This is a genomic window from Pseudomonas petrae, assembly GCF_021728295.1.
Lineage (GTDB): Bacteria > Pseudomonadota > Gammaproteobacteria > Pseudomonadales > Pseudomonadaceae > Aquipseudomonas > Aquipseudomonas petrae.
The window spans coordinates 396,007-410,882 of the sequence record NZ_JAKJXE010000005.1; the positions used below are offsets into that span (position 1 = coordinate 396,007).

Sequence of the window (14,876 nt, forward strand, 5' to 3'; positions counted from 1 at the left end):
AACGTGCCTCAACGGTAAACAGTGAGCGCCATGGCGCCGAAAATGCAGCTGAACAGGCTCAGACGCAGCAGCGCCGGATGCCAGAAAAAACGGTACAGGTCGAGCCCGGACATGAAGCGGTCCAGCGCCCAGGAAAGCACCATCGCGACCAGAAACATGACGGTCACGGTCGGTATGTAAACGCCGTGGAAAGCGAGTTCACGAGGCATTGGGTTGTCCTTGCGGCGAGGCCGCAGACACCTGCTCCGACGCAGCGCCCGCCAGCGGCGATTGCGGGTCCAACAGACAGGTGCGGATGAAGTGCAGGTAGCTTTTCACCCGGCGCAACGCCGAGGTGTCGAAGTGCGGCGCAAAGGGCTCGTCGGTGTTCTGCACACAGACGATGGCGTGGTCCACGGCCGACAGGCTGCGCGACAGGTTGTGCCGATCAGGCTGGATGAACAGCCGAATGAGCGAGCGGCCCATGGCGCGAATCGCTTGCCGCCAAGGTTGCGATTCGTAGCTGGGGTGCACCGGCAGGATGTCCTGCTCGCGGCGCAACTCGATGATCGCGTGGCCGATCTCCAGCACCACGAACATCCAGCGCAGCAGGTTGCGTTGCACTTCCGGTTTGCCGGCGGCCAGTCCATAGGCCTGATGCAGGAGGTCCCGGGTGCGGCTTTCGAAGCTGGAGCGGATCCCGCGCAGCGGCGCGCTGATGGCGAAACTGACTTGCTGACGCAGATTGCCTTCCAGCCGCTCCCACAACCAGCGACTGTTCGGCGGCAGAATGATCGCCCCCGCCGCCGCGCACAGCAGCATGCCAAGGACCATGGCGATGTAGTCATTGATGAAGGCATACGGGTTGTAGACCGTGAGGTTGTCCGGCGCCGAGCCGATGCTGAAGAAAATCAGCAGCCCCAGCCCATATCCCACCCACTGCGGCCGCGTGGTCAGGAACGTCCCGAGCACGAACACCGGCGCCAGCACCATGCACAGCAGGGGAAAACCATCGATGCGCGGCAGCACAAAAAAGGTGATGAAAAACCCCAGCACCGCCCCCAGGAACGTCCCGCAGGCCATCTGGAACGACATGCGCCTCGGGTTCGGCGTTGTCGCGGAAAGCGCCACTGTGGCGGCAGACACCAGGGTCATCGACGCACCGCTCGGCCAGGCCGTCGCCACCCAATACACCGACATGACCCCGAGAATAAACGTCGCGCGCACGCCGGATGCCAGCGAAGACAGCCAACTGGTGGTGGACACGAACGGCTCGACCCACTTCTCCCGCGCATGGCGGTGATCGGCCAGGGATGCGTGGGTCTGGGCGTAGTCGTGCATGTCGTCGACGAAGCGATACAGCAATTCGTACGCGGTGTGGAAATCCAGCAGGTCGTCGTCGCTGGGCCCGGTCTTGACGAACTCGGCACGCAGACTGCGCACGTGTTCGGGCAAATCGGCCTTGTACACGCTCAACCGATTGGCGAGCAGCGCGGCGTCGGCGTTGGTCAGCGCACGCCCGGCGAAGGGCTCCAGCAACCGGGTCAGCGCAGCCAGGCCGGGGTCGATGGCCTGAACCGCCGGCGTCACACCGCGCCGACGCAAGCGTTCCAGCAATTGATGCAAGGCGTTGAAGCGCGTGGTGATGGTCATGAATTCGCTGTTCAGGCGATTCAGCCGGCCATTGCGTCGGCGCATGTGCGGGTCTTCGAACACGGTGACGGCGCGCAGGCCTTCGAGCCCCACGGCATCGGCGATGAAGCGCACGTTGCTGGCTTCGAACGACGCCGGATCGCTCTCGCCGCGCAGGCCGTTGATGACGAATTGGGCGAAGGTGCCAAAGCGCTGATACAAGGTATTGCGCATCGCCGCGCCAGCGCTTTGCGGCAGGATCGCGGCGCTGACGAGAGTCGAGCAGACGATGCCGAGGGAGATTTCCAGTACCCGCCACATGGCCGCCATGAACGAGGTGTCCGGGTGAGCGAGCGCTGGCAATCCGGTCATCGCGGCGGTGTAGCCGGCCAGCACGAAACCGTAGGCGCGAAAGTTGCGATAGCGCGCGGCGCCGGCGCAGCAGAAGCCGACCCAGATCGCCAGGCTGCCGAGGAACAGCTCGCTGTTTTGCGCGAACAGTGCCATCAGCGTGACCATCACCACGGAGCCGGCGAGCGTGCCGAGCAAGCGGTAGAAACTCTTGGCGAACACCTGACCGCTCTGCGGCTGCATGACGATGAACACGGTAATCATGGCCGTGCGCGGTTGCGCCAGCTCCAGGCGCATGGCGATCCAGTACGTCAGGAATGCCGCGGTCAGCACCTTGCCGATGTAGATCCACGTCACGCCATCACTGCGTGCCCAATCGTTCAGGCCGCGACGCCATTCGAGGGACTTGAGCCAATTTCGCACCATCTTAATTCAAACCCTGTGGTGGCTGATCCGACGCATTCGCGGGCAAGCGCGCTCCCACAGGTGATGGCGTTTCGGCAGTCCCGTCGGCGTAGGCAAAGGATCGCGTTTCGGCAGGCCCACCCATCTCGATGTCCGATCGCGCGTTATCGGACAAACACATTCCACTGTAGGAGCGCGCTTGCCCGCGATGGGGCCCGTCCGTGCGGTGAAAGATCATCTGGCTCACCGATCAAACACCGCCAACGACACCGGCGTTTTCGGCGCAGCGGTCTTTTCCGGCGCGGGGGAGTCGTTGCCGGCCATCAACCCGCCGCCCAGCGCCACCACCAACTCCGCATGCACCGTCAGGCGTTCGGCCTGGACGTGTTGCTGCACCTGCTGCTGATGGAACAACAGCGTCTGCGCGTTGAGCACATTGAGGTAATCGGTCAGGCCGCGCTGAAAGGCAACCATCGCGATGTCGTAGGTATTCTGCGCGGCGGCCACGGATTGATCGGCGAACTGTTGCTGTTTGTCCATCGACTCGCGACGAATCAGTTGATCGGAAATACTCTTCAGCGCCATCACCAGGGTCTGGTTGTACTGCGCGACGGCTTCGTCATAGCCCGCTGACGCCACGCCCAGTTCGGAACGCAAACGCCCGCCGTCGAAGATCGGCAAGGTGATCGCCGGGCCCACGCTGTAGTTGAATTTCTTGCCGGCGAGGAATTCCAGCATGCCGCCGCCGGTGGCCATGTAACCAAGGCTGCCCATCAGATCGACGTTCGGATAAAACCCGGCATGGGCCACATCAATACCCCGTGCTTGCGCCGCCACTCGCCAGCGACTGGCGACCACATCCGGACGCTGGCCCAGCAATTCGGCGGGCAGCGCAGAGGGCAACTTCAACGCGGCGTTCAGCGAAAGCGTCGGGCGCTGCAGACTCGCGCCCTCGCCCGGGCCTTTGCCCGCCAGCGCCGCGATCTGATTGCGGCTCAGGGCAATTGCCTCGTCCAGGGCGTCTATCTGGCGATGAGTTTCAGGCAACGGAGTTTCGGCCTGGCTGACTTCAAAATGGGTACCAATGCCGCCTTTGAGACGACGCTGGGCCAGATCAACGATCTGCTGCTGTTGCGCGAGGGTCGCTTCGGCAATGTCACGCTGGGCGTAGTTGAGCGACAGCTGGATGTACGCGCGGACGATGTTGTCCTGCAATTCCAGCTGCGCCTGACGCTCCTGCGCTGCGCTCATGTGCGCCATGTCCAGCGCCTGTTCGGAGTGATTGCTCTCTTGGCCCCACAGATCAAGGGAATAACTCAGGCCCAGCGAAGCGTTGTTGTCCCACGTGCTGGTGTCCGACAGCTCACCCGGGCCGTAGAACTGATCCGTCGGCCAGTTATGCCGTTTCAACGTGCTATCGCCGGAGATGTGCAGGGATTCCGCCGACTCCGCAATGCCCGCCATGGCCTTGGCCTGACGCACCCGCGCAGCAGCGATCGCCAGGCTGGGGCTGCCCAGCGCGGCCAGTTCGATCCAGCGATTGAGTTGTTCGTCGCCATAGGCGCGCCACCACTGACCGGCCGGCCAGTGGGCGTCTTTGTCGGCCGCCTTGATGGCGTCGTCGGTGGCCAGCGCGTCGGGCGACAACGCTGTGCCTTGTGGGGCGATTCCGCCAGTTCCGATGCAGCCGCTGATGAGTAACGTTAAAGCCCACACACTGAGGGGCTTGAGCCCTCTGACGAGACGACGCGGCACTGCTGCAATTACCTGAATGGAGGGGGAATCGATGTTGCGGCGATTCTAGGGCGCGTCTAGCCCGCCGATAAGCCGGGACTTCTGCGAATCTTTGTTACGGATCCGGAGATAATCCTTTGGTATGGCTGACATGGATCAGTTACTTCATGTCACAATTTGCTATCTCACCTGAGAACGGCCAATGGACACTCTGCAAAACATGCGCGCCTTCACTTGCGTGGCGCAAGCGGGCAGCTTCACCGCTGCCGCCGCTCAACTGGACACCACCACCGCAAACGTTTCGCGCGCTGTCTCCAACCTCGAAGCACACCTGCAAACCCGACTCCTCAACCGCACCACGCGGCGCATCGCCCTGACTGAAGCGGGCAAGCGTTACCTGCTGCGCTGCGAACAGATTCTCGGCTACGTGGAAGAGGCGGAAGCCGAAGCCAGCGACGCCCATGCGCGCCCGGCGGGGCAGCTGAAAGTCCATTCGATGACCGGCGTAGGCCAGCATTACGTCATCGACGCCATTGCCCGCTACCGGCGCAATCACCCGGACGTGTCGTTCGACCTGACCATGACCAACCGCGTCCCGGACCTGCTGGAAGAGGGTTACGACGTGTCCATCGTGCTCGCCAGCGAGCTGCCGGACTCGGGCTTCGTGTCCCAGCGACTGGGCATCACCTACAGCATCGTTTGCGCCTCGCCCGCTTACATCAAGGCATTCGGCATGGCGCACCGGCCGGCTGACCTGCTCAATCACGCCTGCCTGCGCCTGGTCAGCCCGGTGTTCCCGCTGGAAAAGTGGGCGTTCGACGGCCCCGAAGGCCAGGAAACCGTGACCATCACCAGCTCGCCGTTTCTGGTGAATTCGGCCGACGCCATGCAGGCGGCGATCAGCAGTGGCATGGGCATCGGGATTCTGCCGATCTACTCGGCCATCGAAGGCCTGCGTAATGGCTCGCTGGTGCGGGTATTGCCGCAGTACCGGTCCCACGAGCTGAACCTGTACGCGATCTACCCGTCGCGGCAGTACCTGGATGCGAAGATCAAAACCTGGGTCGAGTACCTGCGCGGCTCGCTGCCGGAAATCATGGCGGCCCACGAAGCGGACCTGCAGACCCATGTGTTGCCGGAGACGGTTTAACGCTCGGCCACAACGGGCGACGTCCCCATCGACCCTGCCAATCCCTCGGCAAGAATGTTAGCTTGCTACGCAATGCCCTTCTGACCTGCCCGAGAGAAGCTATCCGATGAAAAAGACCGTCCTTGCCTTCAGCCGCGTGCCCCCGGAAATGGCCGAGCGCCTGCAGCAAGACTTCAACGTGATCATCCCCGACCCGAAAAAGGGTGATCTGAACGAGCAGTTCAACGAAGCCCTGCCCCACAGCCACGGCATGATCGGCGCCGGTCGCAAGCTGGGGCGTGAGCAACTGGCGAATGCCAAACAGCTGCAAGTGGTGTCGAGCATTTCGGTCGGTTACGACAACTACGACGTCGGCTACCTCACCGAACGCGGGATCATGCTGACCAACACCCCCGACGTGCTGACGGAGAGCACCGCCGACCTGGGCTTCTCGCTGATCATGAGCAGCGCCCGCCGCGTCGCCGAACTGGACGCCTACACCAAAGCCGGCAACTGGAAGCGCAGCATCGAGGCGCCGCATTTCGGCACCGACGTATACGGCAAGACCCTGGGCATCGTAGGCATGGGCAACATTGGCGCAGCGGTTGCGAGACGCGGTCGTCTGGGTTTCAACATGCCGATCCTGTACAGCGGCAACAGCCGCAAGACCGCCATCGAGCAGGAACTGGGCGCGCAATTCCGTACGCTGGATCAGCTGCTGGCCGAGTCGGATTTCGTCTGCCTGGTGGTGCCGCTCAGCGAAAAGACCCAGCACCTGATCAGCACCCGCGAGCTGTCGCTGATGAAGAAGAGCGCGATCCTGGTAAACATCGCCCGCGGCCCGATCGTCGACGAACCGGCGCTGATCAAAGCGCTGCAGGACGGCACGATTCGCGGCGCCGGTCTGGATGTCTACGAAAAAGAGCCGTTGTCTGAATCGCCGCTGTTCGCCCGGAGCAACGCAGTAACGCTGCCCCACGTCGGTTCGGCGACTGACGAAACCCGCCAGGCCATGGCCGACCGCGCCTACGCCAACCTGCGCGCCGCGCTGTTGGGCGAGAAGCCGCAGGACCTGGTGAATGCGCAGGTATGGAAGGGCTGAGCCGCCCTTTTGACTGGACGCGATACCTCATGATCGTTCCCACGGTCCCCGTGGGAATGGTGTTCCCGGCGCTCCGCGCCATTCGGGCAGGGTGACGCGGAGCGTCACAGGCTGCATTCCCACGCAGAGCGCGGGAACGATCAGCCGGCTCCCACAGGTTTTCTGATCGCCGGCTCCTCACTGTTGCCCATCACGCCAACTTCGCACCCACCGGCACAACCACCCTCGGTTTCCTGAACACCAGCACGTTCCCGGCCATCACCAGCACCAGCCCCATCAATGCGGGGGCGGTCCATTGGTAGCCTTCGACAAACGCCGACACATTCAACGCCACCACCGGAAACAGCACCGTGCAATACGCCGCGCGCTCGGGGCCCATGCGGCCGACCAGGGTGAGATACGCGGTAAATCCAATCACCGAGCCCGGTATCACCAGGTACAGCAACGAGCCGATGTACCGCGCGTTCCACTCAAACGCGAACGGCGTGCCGCTCAGCACGCAATACACGCACAGCATCGTCGCGCCATACAGCATGCCGTAGGCATTGGTGGTCAGCGGGCGCAGGCCGGCCTTCTGTTGCAGGCTGGAAAGCATGTTTCCCGCCGAGAAACACAGCGTGCCGAGCAGGGTCAGCGCCAGGCCGATCAAGGTCTCGCGACTGGCGCTGTGCCCGACTAACTCCGGCCAGAACAGGCAGGCCAGACCGATCAGCCCCAACGTGCCGCCCATCACCACGTTGCGCGCGATTTTCTGTTTGAAGAAGATCCGGGCGTTGAGCGCGTTCCACAGTGTCGCAGTGGAAAACACCACCGCCACCAGACCGGTCGGGATCCACTGGCTGGCGGTGTAGAAGCACATGAAGTTGACGCAGAACAGGCACAGCCCTTGCGCCAGACAGATGAGCTGCCCGCGCCGATTGACCTTCTGCAATTTCCCGGTCACCAGCAACAGGGCGAAGATGATCAGTGCCGCGAGTCCAAAGCGGTAGACGATCGACACCGGAATAGCGACTTCGCCCAGTTGCAGTTTCAAGGCGATCCAGGTCGTGCCCCAGATCAAAACGGTCAGCAGATACAACGTGATGTTCATGTCGGGCTCCCCAGTGAAGCCTCAGTCTGGCGGCGCGGGTCTGCGCTCACTTGCAGAAACTTGCGCATTTGATCGTCATCCCGCTGGCAGGCGGCAGCGCTCGGAGTAGGATGCGAGGCGTAGAGGAGTCCCCATGTCGTCACTCGAAACCATCCAGGTTTTTCAATCCCTGAACAGCTCGCCCCACGCGCAGCTGGAGAAGTGCGCACCCTTGGGTGACGGGGTGATGGCGGCGTTGTGGAACAATCGTCATGACGCGCAGAACTACCACGCGCCGACGCACCACACCCTGTCGTGCTACATCGGCGGCGGCACCGGGACATTCCGCCGCGATCAACCGGACAGAAAAGGCGCTCCGGACAAGATCTGCACGCTGCCAGCCGGCCATCAGTCTTCCTGGGTGGTGAACGGTGAAATCCGTCTGGCGCATTTGTACATCAGCCCGGAACAGTTCGCCCTCAATTGCGTCACGCTGCTGGATCGCGAGCCACGCCAGTTGGCGTTGCAGGAGCACACGTTTCTGGATGATCCGCTACAGGCCGAGCGCTTTCATCGCCTGATCCGCATGGACTGGAGCGAGCCCGGCGACCGCATGCTCACCAGCAGCCTGGCCCATGAGCTGCTCGATCATATGGTCCTGCGCCAAGTGGGATTGCGCGAAGGATTGCGCTTGAAGGGCGGATTGGCCCCGCACTTGCGCCGTCGGTTGGTGGAGTTCATCGAGCTGAATCTGGCCGAGCCGTTAAGCCTCGGGCAACTGGCAAGAATGTGCGCGCTGTCGGAATACCACTTCGCGCGGATGTTCCGCGAAAGCTTCGGCCTGCCGCCTCATCAATACATGCTCGCCCGGCGCCTCAACCGCGCACGAGAACTGCTGCGTTCGACGCGCAAGCCGTTTGGCGAGATTGCCCTGGAATGCGGCTTCGCGAGCGCCAGCCACTTCAGCAACCGGTTCAAACAGTCAGTCGGCGCGACGGCAGGCGAGTACAGGGCTGCGTTTCAGTAAATGCTTTTCAAGAGCCACCAACACCAACTGGTCAACCCCATATAAAACTGTAGGAGCGCGCTTGCCCGCGAAGAGGCCGGTACTCCCACCGATTCTGCATGGCCGGAAACAAAGCCTTCGCGAGCAAGCTCACTCCTACAGGGATCAAGCGTCTACCGGCAGAACCGGGTCAGCCTGTAACGGCTTAAAACTCCAGAGTCGTCGCCATGACCACCTGCCGCGAATCCCCCTGCGACACGAAATAACGGCTCACCGCGGAGCTGTAATAGGTGCGATCAAACAGGTTTTTCACGTTCAGCTGAAACTTCACTTTCTGCCCGTCCAGACGAGTTTCATAGGTCGCGAAGGCATCGGCGACGGTGTAGCCGGGCAGGTCAAAGTCGTTGTCGGGATTGCCCGCACGTTCGCCGACGTAATGGGCGCCTGCTCCCGCCCGCAGCCGGCTGGCGCCCAACACTGCGCCAAAGTCGTACACCGCAGAGATGGAGCCGCTGTGCCGGGGCACGTTCTGCAAGCGGTTGCCCTTCAACGTCGGGTCTTCAACCACCCAGGCATCGGTGAAGGCGTAACCGCCAATCAGGCTCCAGCGCTCTGACAGCTGCCCGCTCACGTCCAGTTCCAGACCCCGGGAGCGCACTTGACCTGCGGTGGTGTACACCGTGTTCGCCGTCAGCGAGTCAAAATTCGCCACCAGCACGTTGCGCTTTCTGATGTCGAACAGCGCCAGCGTCGCACTGATCCCGTCGGCCGGATCCCACTTGGTACCCAGCTCCCACGCCCTGGATTCCTCCGGCAACGTTGCGGAATCCAGCACCGTGCCGCCCGCCAGCGTAGCGATGCTGGAGTTGGGCTTGAACGCCTCGGTGTAACTGCCATACACCGACAGCTCATCGCTGTAGCGGTAAACGACGCCCGCTCGCGGAATCCACTTTTGCCCGTTCAAATCGGTGTTGCGCGTGAACGGCGAGCCTTTGCCTGCCTGCTGATCGAACACTTGGTAGCGCGCACCCGCGACGAAAATCCAGCGATCTGTGAGGTGCACGGAGTCCTGAGCAAACACCGAGTCAGTGCGCAGAATGTCGAGCTGATGGCTGTCCGTCGCACTGACCTGAGTGCCCTCCGCTTCCTGGCCATACACCGGATTCACGTAGCTGAACGTGCCTTGGCTTTTCTGGCGGATCAATTCACCCCGCGCGACTTTGCGGTATTCGTCGTCGACGCCGATCAGCACTTCGTGCCGCAAGCCCGCCAGCGAGGTGTCGCCGCTCAACGTGAGCGTGGTGAAACGATCGGTGCTCAGGGCGTTGCCGGTCCCGTCGATAGAGCGGGTCAGCGTGCCGGTTGCCGGGTCCACGGCGGTCACGCGCACCTGACTGGCGTCGTAGGTCTCGCGGTTGTAGCTGTAACCGAGGTGACCTTTCCAGGTGTCGTCGAACGTGTGGTCGAGCTCGAATCGATACAGATCCGAGCGCCCTTCCATGTTGTTGAAGGGCTCGTCCAGACGTCGGGTGGAAGGTATATCCAACGGATGATTGGTGCGTGGATCAATCGCGGTGCCGCGATCAAACGGCGAGAGAAATTCCCGGTGCTCGTAGGACGCCAGCACTTCGGTGTCATCGCCATACCAGGCCAGCGACGGCGCGATCAGCGATTCACGATGTACGCCGTAATTGCGCCAGTAATCTTCATCCTCGTGGTCGGCAATGAAGCGATACGCCAGCCCGGTCGACGCCCGTCCAGCGCCACCAAACGCGCCGGTGCTATCAAGTGTTCCCCCACTGCCGTTTTTGCCTGCGCCGTAGCTTGAACCCCGAGCGGTCAGAGCGTTGGCCGACTGCAACTGCGGGCGCTTGCTGACCACGTTGATCACCCCGCCCGGGTCCTGAATGCCATACAGCAGCGACGCCGGTCCCTTGAGAACTTCGACGCGCTCGGCCGTGGCATTCAGGTTGCGACCCTGCACCACCGGCATGCCGTCACGCATGATCGAACCGTCGCGATTGTCGCCAAACCCGCGCTTCATCAGCGTGTCCTGGGTGCTGCCGAGGGTGTTGCCCTGGGTCACGCCACTCACGTTTGCCAGCGCATCGTCTAGGTTGCGCGGCGCCTGATCGCTCAACGCTTGCGCCGGAACAACGCTGACCGCCTGCGGGTTTTCCAGCGGCGGCGTCGCGCTGCGCATCACCGATGTCTCGGCAGGCGGCTGATAGCTATAGGCACCGCTGCGAGTGGAATCGATCTGCGTCGCGCCAAGGGTGACCGCGCCCTCAGCGGGCCGGGATTCCAGCGTGAAGGTGTCGTCGGTGGCACGGCGGAACGTGAGGCCGGACGTGCTCAACAGCAGGCCTAACGCCTGTTCCGCACTGAACGGGCCAATCAACGCCGGGGCATCGACGGTGTAGGGCGCATCCTGGGTGTAAATCACGCCCTGCCCTGTCACCCGACTGAAATCCCTGAGGGCCTGGGACAGCGGTTTGGCCGGGATCGAAAAGTCGTAGGCCGGCCCGGCTGCCTGAGCGCACGCGCTCCAGACCGCTATCACCAAAACGCCGAACCTACTTCTCACATCAACCAACCCCGTTTGAATGCGATACACCTCAACTCGCTTGCGATCAACGGATCACAATCACCCGCCCGAGCGCTTCGTACTGTTGAAAACCAACGACGGATTTCAACGCCGCCAGCACGGCCTGCGGATCTCGACTGGGGAAGCTGCCGCTGACGGTCTTCGCGGCCAGCTGATCGTTGAGCAAAATGATCCGGCCCGGGTAATAGCGGTTCAAATCGCTAATAACGTCAGCAAGGGGTGTGCGGGCGTAATTGAGCCAGCCCTGACGCCAGGCCAACTGGCTTTCGCTGTCGATGGGCTGCGGATCGCCGGTGCGTTCACGGTCATAACTGGCCCGTTGACCTGCCGTCAAAATCTGCTGCGGGGCATCGGCGGCCGCTTTGACGCCAACGCGCCCCGAAAGCACGGTGACTTGCGCCCCGGCCGGCTGCAACCGTACTTCGAACTGCGTGCCCAGCACCCGGGTTTCCCCGCGTCCGCCATCGACCACAAACGGCTCGCCGGTGTGGGTGACTTGAAAGAATGCGGCGCCACGGCGCAACTCGACATGCCGTTCTCCGTCGTCAAAATGCACGGCGATCGCGCTGTCGGCGTCCATCGTCACCTGCGACCCGTCTGCCAGTGTCACTGTCCGGACCTGCCCCGGTGCCGACACATGATCGGCGCCCAAATCCTCTGTCCAGCGCTGCGGATTCCAGCCAAGCCCGACGCTCACCGTCAGCACCAGACACGCCGCCATCGCCAGCGCCGCTCCCCAGCGCGGCAGCCTTTGCGGCGTGGGCGCGTCCATTTTCCGCAGCAGGGCGTCGAGCGCGGCGGCGTCTTCGTCGGCCAGTGTGGCGGCAGGCTCTTCACTGAGTTCCCACAGCACCTGAGCCTGAGCGTAAGCCTCGGCATGGGCAGGATCGGCGTGCAGCCAGCGGCTGAAACGCGCCTGATCGGCAATAGTCGGTTGGTTGTGCAACACACTGAGCCAGCTCAGGGCCATGGTGTGGGGATCGATATCGGGATGAGCATTCGGATCAGGAAAGGCGTTCATCGACGTCCACCTCCGGATTTCCCGACAAGGGGCACAACCCGAGCGACGTCCCGATTGATGCTCGCCTTGCAGACCTGCAGGGCGCGCATCATGTGTTTCTCCACGGCACTCTGCGAAAGCCCCATGGCCTTGGCGATTTCGGCGTACTTGCGTCCGTGGATACGGTTGAGCAGGAAGATCTGCCGGGTTTTCGCCGGCAATCCGCGCAACGCCGTTTCGATGTGGCGCAGATCATTGCTCGCCTCCAGCGCCGCCTGAGGTTCGTCAGTCTCAGGCCGATGCGCGTCAGGCAGCAGCTCGTCGCTGAGCCGGGCGCGGGTGCTTTCATTGCGCAGATGGTCAATGGCGATATTGCCAGCGCAGCGCAGCAGGTACGTGTTGAGCTCCTCGACCTGCACCAGCGGACGCCGCCAGAACCTGAGAAACAGGTCCTGCACCAAGTCCGCCGCCGTCGCTCGGCAACCCACTCTTCGGCTGACCAGCGCCTCCATTTGCGGACGCTGGGACAGAAACACCTCCAGAAACCGCGCGCGTGCAGCCTTCGGAGCCTCGTGGTCGAGGTCCTGACACGCTGAGTTCAAGGACGGAGGCGGATCGATCATGGTTCATGCACGAGGTGAGGGGAGGATGCGAGGCGCGATATTAATGATAAATATTCTCATGCGCAAAAGATGTCCGACGAATCTCGCCACAAATCTGCAGCACCTGAAACTAGACCCTGAAAAGGCGCAGCCCAGTAAAAATGGACCTGCCGGTCGAGTTCCCGCATTCGCGAAATATATTCTCGGTTCCAAGGGGTTGAATTGTTCGTGGATCGGCGCCAACACTGTGAATGAGGGCAGACGAAAAACACCTCGTCCAGACTCTCCCGAGCAAGCCAAAGTAAGGGAAGAACTATGCAAATCCAGGTCAATAGCGATAACCACATCGAAAACAGCGTCCGTCTGGAGGAGTGGGTACGAACCACGGTTGAAACTACGCTCGAACGATACGAAGAGGATCTGACCCGCGTTGAAGTCCACATCAACGACGAAAACGGCGACAAGCCCGGCCCGCATGACATCCGTTGCCAGATGGAAGCCCGGCCAAAAGGACACCAACCTATTTCCGTGACCCACAAGGCCGATTCGATCGATCAGGCAGTGGATGGCGCAGCGGTCAAACTGGACCACGCCCTGGAACATCTTTTCGGAAAACTGCGCGGCAACAAACGCGGCGCGGCTCCGGTGATTGAAAGCGATCTGGATGACGAGCCCGTCAGTGCTGATGCGTTGCTCGAAGAAGAATTTCTCGAGAAGGATGAAGCATTGCACGGCTGATGCAGCAGCCTTGAAACACTGAACTGCTTAATGAGGGGTGGGCCGGGAAACGGGCCCGCCCCTTTTTTTGCGCGGTCACCAAGCGCCGAGCGCTCGAATGAAGAGCCGCAATAAATACGCGGCGAGTTCATTTGCGACCTTACGCACACAAAGAACGCATGAAGCGCGCAAATGGTGCCAAGTGGGAATATGCCAAGCAGTTCGCCAGTACAAGATGGATGCCGAAACAATGACCTGCTTCTCGATTCAGAGCCCCGAGGGCCAGCTATTAGAAGCATTTACACCTTTCGTCCCTTGTGGCCCAAACCCTGCAAGCTTTGTATCGTCGAGCTTACACCTCACCTGCACGCCGCGAACTTATTGGCTCCGCGCGCAGTGACTCGCTCAATGAGACGACGTTTCAACGGACCACTTATGGATATCACCGCGACTTCAGCGAGAGCGGCCAGGGCAGGAATCATTAACCGTTGATCGGCTTCGAGAACTAAAGGGATTCACCCCCAGTCAACTTATGCAGATCGTTAACAGGTAACAGGCCATGGATAACCCTTTTCAACTGATCACCGACGCTTTCCATCCCGACTACCGGGTCAACTTGAGTATTCAGGGCCTGGACGGGACCATCATGCTGACACTGTCGAATGAGTCAGGCGTGGTCGCCAAACGCCTGCTTAGCGCTGAGCAACGCAACTCGCCCAAGCGTCTGCGTCGCTTGATCGAAAGCATCCAGTTCGGCATTGCCATCGAACAGGGCCACAGCGCCATCAAGATCCTTGCGGCCATGACCGACGGCGACCTCAAGCAACTCTCGCCACCGCCCACCCGAACCAGCTTCCTCAGCCGTCCGCAATTGACAGTTGGCATCTGATTTTTTGATGCGCATGGAGTGAGGCGACACCTATCGCCTCGCCAGCGCAGCCCCTTCGGGACATCATTCTTGATGCGCCCTACCCCCGCCGATGATCGCCAACTCTCCTGTAAGTCCCGCCGATTCAGCCCCCAGACAGAAAGCACCTGTTACAACAAACCTGTAGCAAGCCGGCTGCCCCGTTAGAAAACACGGCGAGCAGCAGAGTCTGGAAAAGTCTGAGGTGACGATATGTCTCTACGATACATAGCGCTGATTGGCGCGCTGGCCCTGGCGACGGGGTGCGTGGAAGAAAGAGTGGTGCACGAGCGGCGAGTCGTAGACCGACCCGCGCCCCGCGCCGAATACGTCGAAGTCGTCGCCCCGCAAGCGCCGCCGGTGCGCGTCATCGAAGAAGAACCCGCTCCGCGCGCGGGCTATGTCTGGTCCCACGGCTACTGGCGCTGGAACGGCAACCGATACGTCGCCGAGCACGGCCACTGGGAAGCGGTACGGCCGGGCTATCGCTATCAACATCCGTACTGGGAAAGCCGGGGCGATGGCTGGCATTACCATGTTGGGGTGTGGGTGAACTGACGGGTCGCTGCACATGAAAATGCCCCGCTGAGACGGGGCATTTTTTTGAGATCGCTTGCAGCTTTATTGAGGCAAGG

At 61.8% G+C, this 14,876-nt stretch carries 13 protein-coding genes; 6 read left to right on the forward strand and 7 right to left on the reverse strand.

The genetic code is table 11. The features are described from left to right. Positions 1–8: 8 nt before the first annotated feature. The 3 genes from L4G42_RS11460 to L4G42_RS11470 form a co-directional block, all read right to left on the reverse strand. Positions 9–209, reverse strand: coding sequence for a DUF1656 domain-containing protein (locus L4G42_RS11460; protein ID WP_237250659.1), 201 nt, complete (start codon positions 207–209; stop codon positions 9–11). Then, on the reverse strand, positions 199–2,388 hold the full coding sequence (locus tag L4G42_RS11465) for an FUSC family protein (protein WP_237259596.1): 2,190 nt from the start codon (positions 2,386–2,388) through the stop codon (positions 199–201). Before L4G42_RS11465 ends, L4G42_RS11460 begins: the two co-directional genes overlap by 11 nt. A 222-nt stretch (positions 2,389–2,610) precedes the next feature. Then, positions 2,611–4,122 (reverse strand): efflux transporter outer membrane subunit, encoded by a 1,512-nt coding sequence (locus L4G42_RS11470; RefSeq protein ID WP_237250657.1) that lies wholly within the window; start codon positions 4,120–4,122, stop codon positions 2,611–2,613. Between the two features lie 181 nt (positions 4,123–4,303). Between L4G42_RS11470 and L4G42_RS11475 the strand changes: the two genes are divergently transcribed. Both L4G42_RS11475 and L4G42_RS11480 read left to right on the forward strand, forming a co-directional pair. After that, positions 4,304–5,251: a LysR family transcriptional regulator gene (locus L4G42_RS11475; protein WP_237250656.1), complete on the forward strand. Its 948-nt coding sequence runs from the start codon at positions 4,304–4,306 to the stop codon at positions 5,249–5,251. A 106-nt stretch (positions 5,252–5,357) separates the two neighbouring features. Further along, complete coding sequence (locus L4G42_RS11480) at positions 5,358–6,332, forward strand: 2-hydroxyacid dehydrogenase (RefSeq protein WP_237259597.1); 975 nt, start codon at positions 5,358–5,360, stop codon at positions 6,330–6,332. 190 nt (positions 6,333–6,522) lie between these two features. On the opposite strand, the gene L4G42_RS11485 is transcribed toward L4G42_RS11480, so the two are convergent. Further along, positions 6,523–7,422 carry a DMT family transporter gene (locus tag L4G42_RS11485; RefSeq protein WP_237250654.1) on the reverse strand — a complete coding sequence of 300 codons (900 nt, stop codon included), beginning with the start codon at positions 7,420–7,422 and terminating at the stop codon, positions 6,523–6,525. Between the two features lie 133 nt (positions 7,423–7,555). Here L4G42_RS11485 and L4G42_RS11490 point away from each other — a divergent pair, with 133 nt between their 5' ends. Beyond that, entirely contained in the window at positions 7,556–8,428 is an 873-nt protein-coding gene (locus L4G42_RS11490; RefSeq protein WP_237250653.1) for a helix-turn-helix domain-containing protein, read from the forward strand. 184 nt (positions 8,429–8,612) lie between these two features. Here the strand turns inward: L4G42_RS11490 and L4G42_RS11495 are convergent, their stop codons facing one another. The 3 genes from L4G42_RS11495 to L4G42_RS11505 form a co-directional block, all read right to left on the reverse strand. Then, entirely contained in the window at positions 8,613–10,973 is a 2,361-nt protein-coding gene (locus tag L4G42_RS11495) for a TonB-dependent siderophore receptor (protein ID WP_237259598.1), read from the reverse strand. 67 nt (positions 10,974–11,040) lie between these two features. Next, on the reverse strand, positions 11,041–12,036 hold the full coding sequence (locus L4G42_RS11500; RefSeq protein ID WP_237260816.1) for a FecR family protein: 996 nt from the start codon (positions 12,034–12,036) through the stop codon (positions 11,041–11,043). After that, complete coding sequence (locus tag L4G42_RS11505; RefSeq protein WP_237250650.1) at positions 12,033–12,638, reverse strand: RNA polymerase sigma factor; 606 nt, start codon at positions 12,636–12,638, stop codon at positions 12,033–12,035. The genes L4G42_RS11500 and L4G42_RS11505 overlap by 4 nt, the downstream gene beginning before the upstream one ends. Positions 12,639–12,932: 294 nt before the next feature. Here L4G42_RS11505 and L4G42_RS11510 point away from each other — a divergent pair, with 294 nt between their 5' ends. The 3 genes from L4G42_RS11510 to L4G42_RS11520 all read left to right on the forward strand — a co-directional run bounded on the left by L4G42_RS11510 (position 12,933) and on the right by L4G42_RS11520 (position 14,799). Beyond that, complete coding sequence (locus L4G42_RS11510; RefSeq protein WP_065991892.1) at positions 12,933–13,355, forward strand: HPF/RaiA family ribosome-associated protein; 423 nt, start codon at positions 12,933–12,935, stop codon at positions 13,353–13,355. A gap of 538 nt (positions 13,356–13,893) precedes the next feature. Continuing rightward, on the forward strand, positions 13,894–14,223 hold the full coding sequence (locus tag L4G42_RS11515) for a DUF3509 domain-containing protein (protein ID WP_237250649.1): 330 nt from the start codon (positions 13,894–13,896) through the stop codon (positions 14,221–14,223). Between the two features lie 231 nt (positions 14,224–14,454). Next, positions 14,455–14,799 (forward strand): hypothetical protein, encoded by a 345-nt coding sequence (locus L4G42_RS11520; protein WP_237250648.1) that lies wholly within the window; start codon positions 14,455–14,457, stop codon positions 14,797–14,799. Positions 14,800–14,876 lie beyond the last annotated feature (77 nt).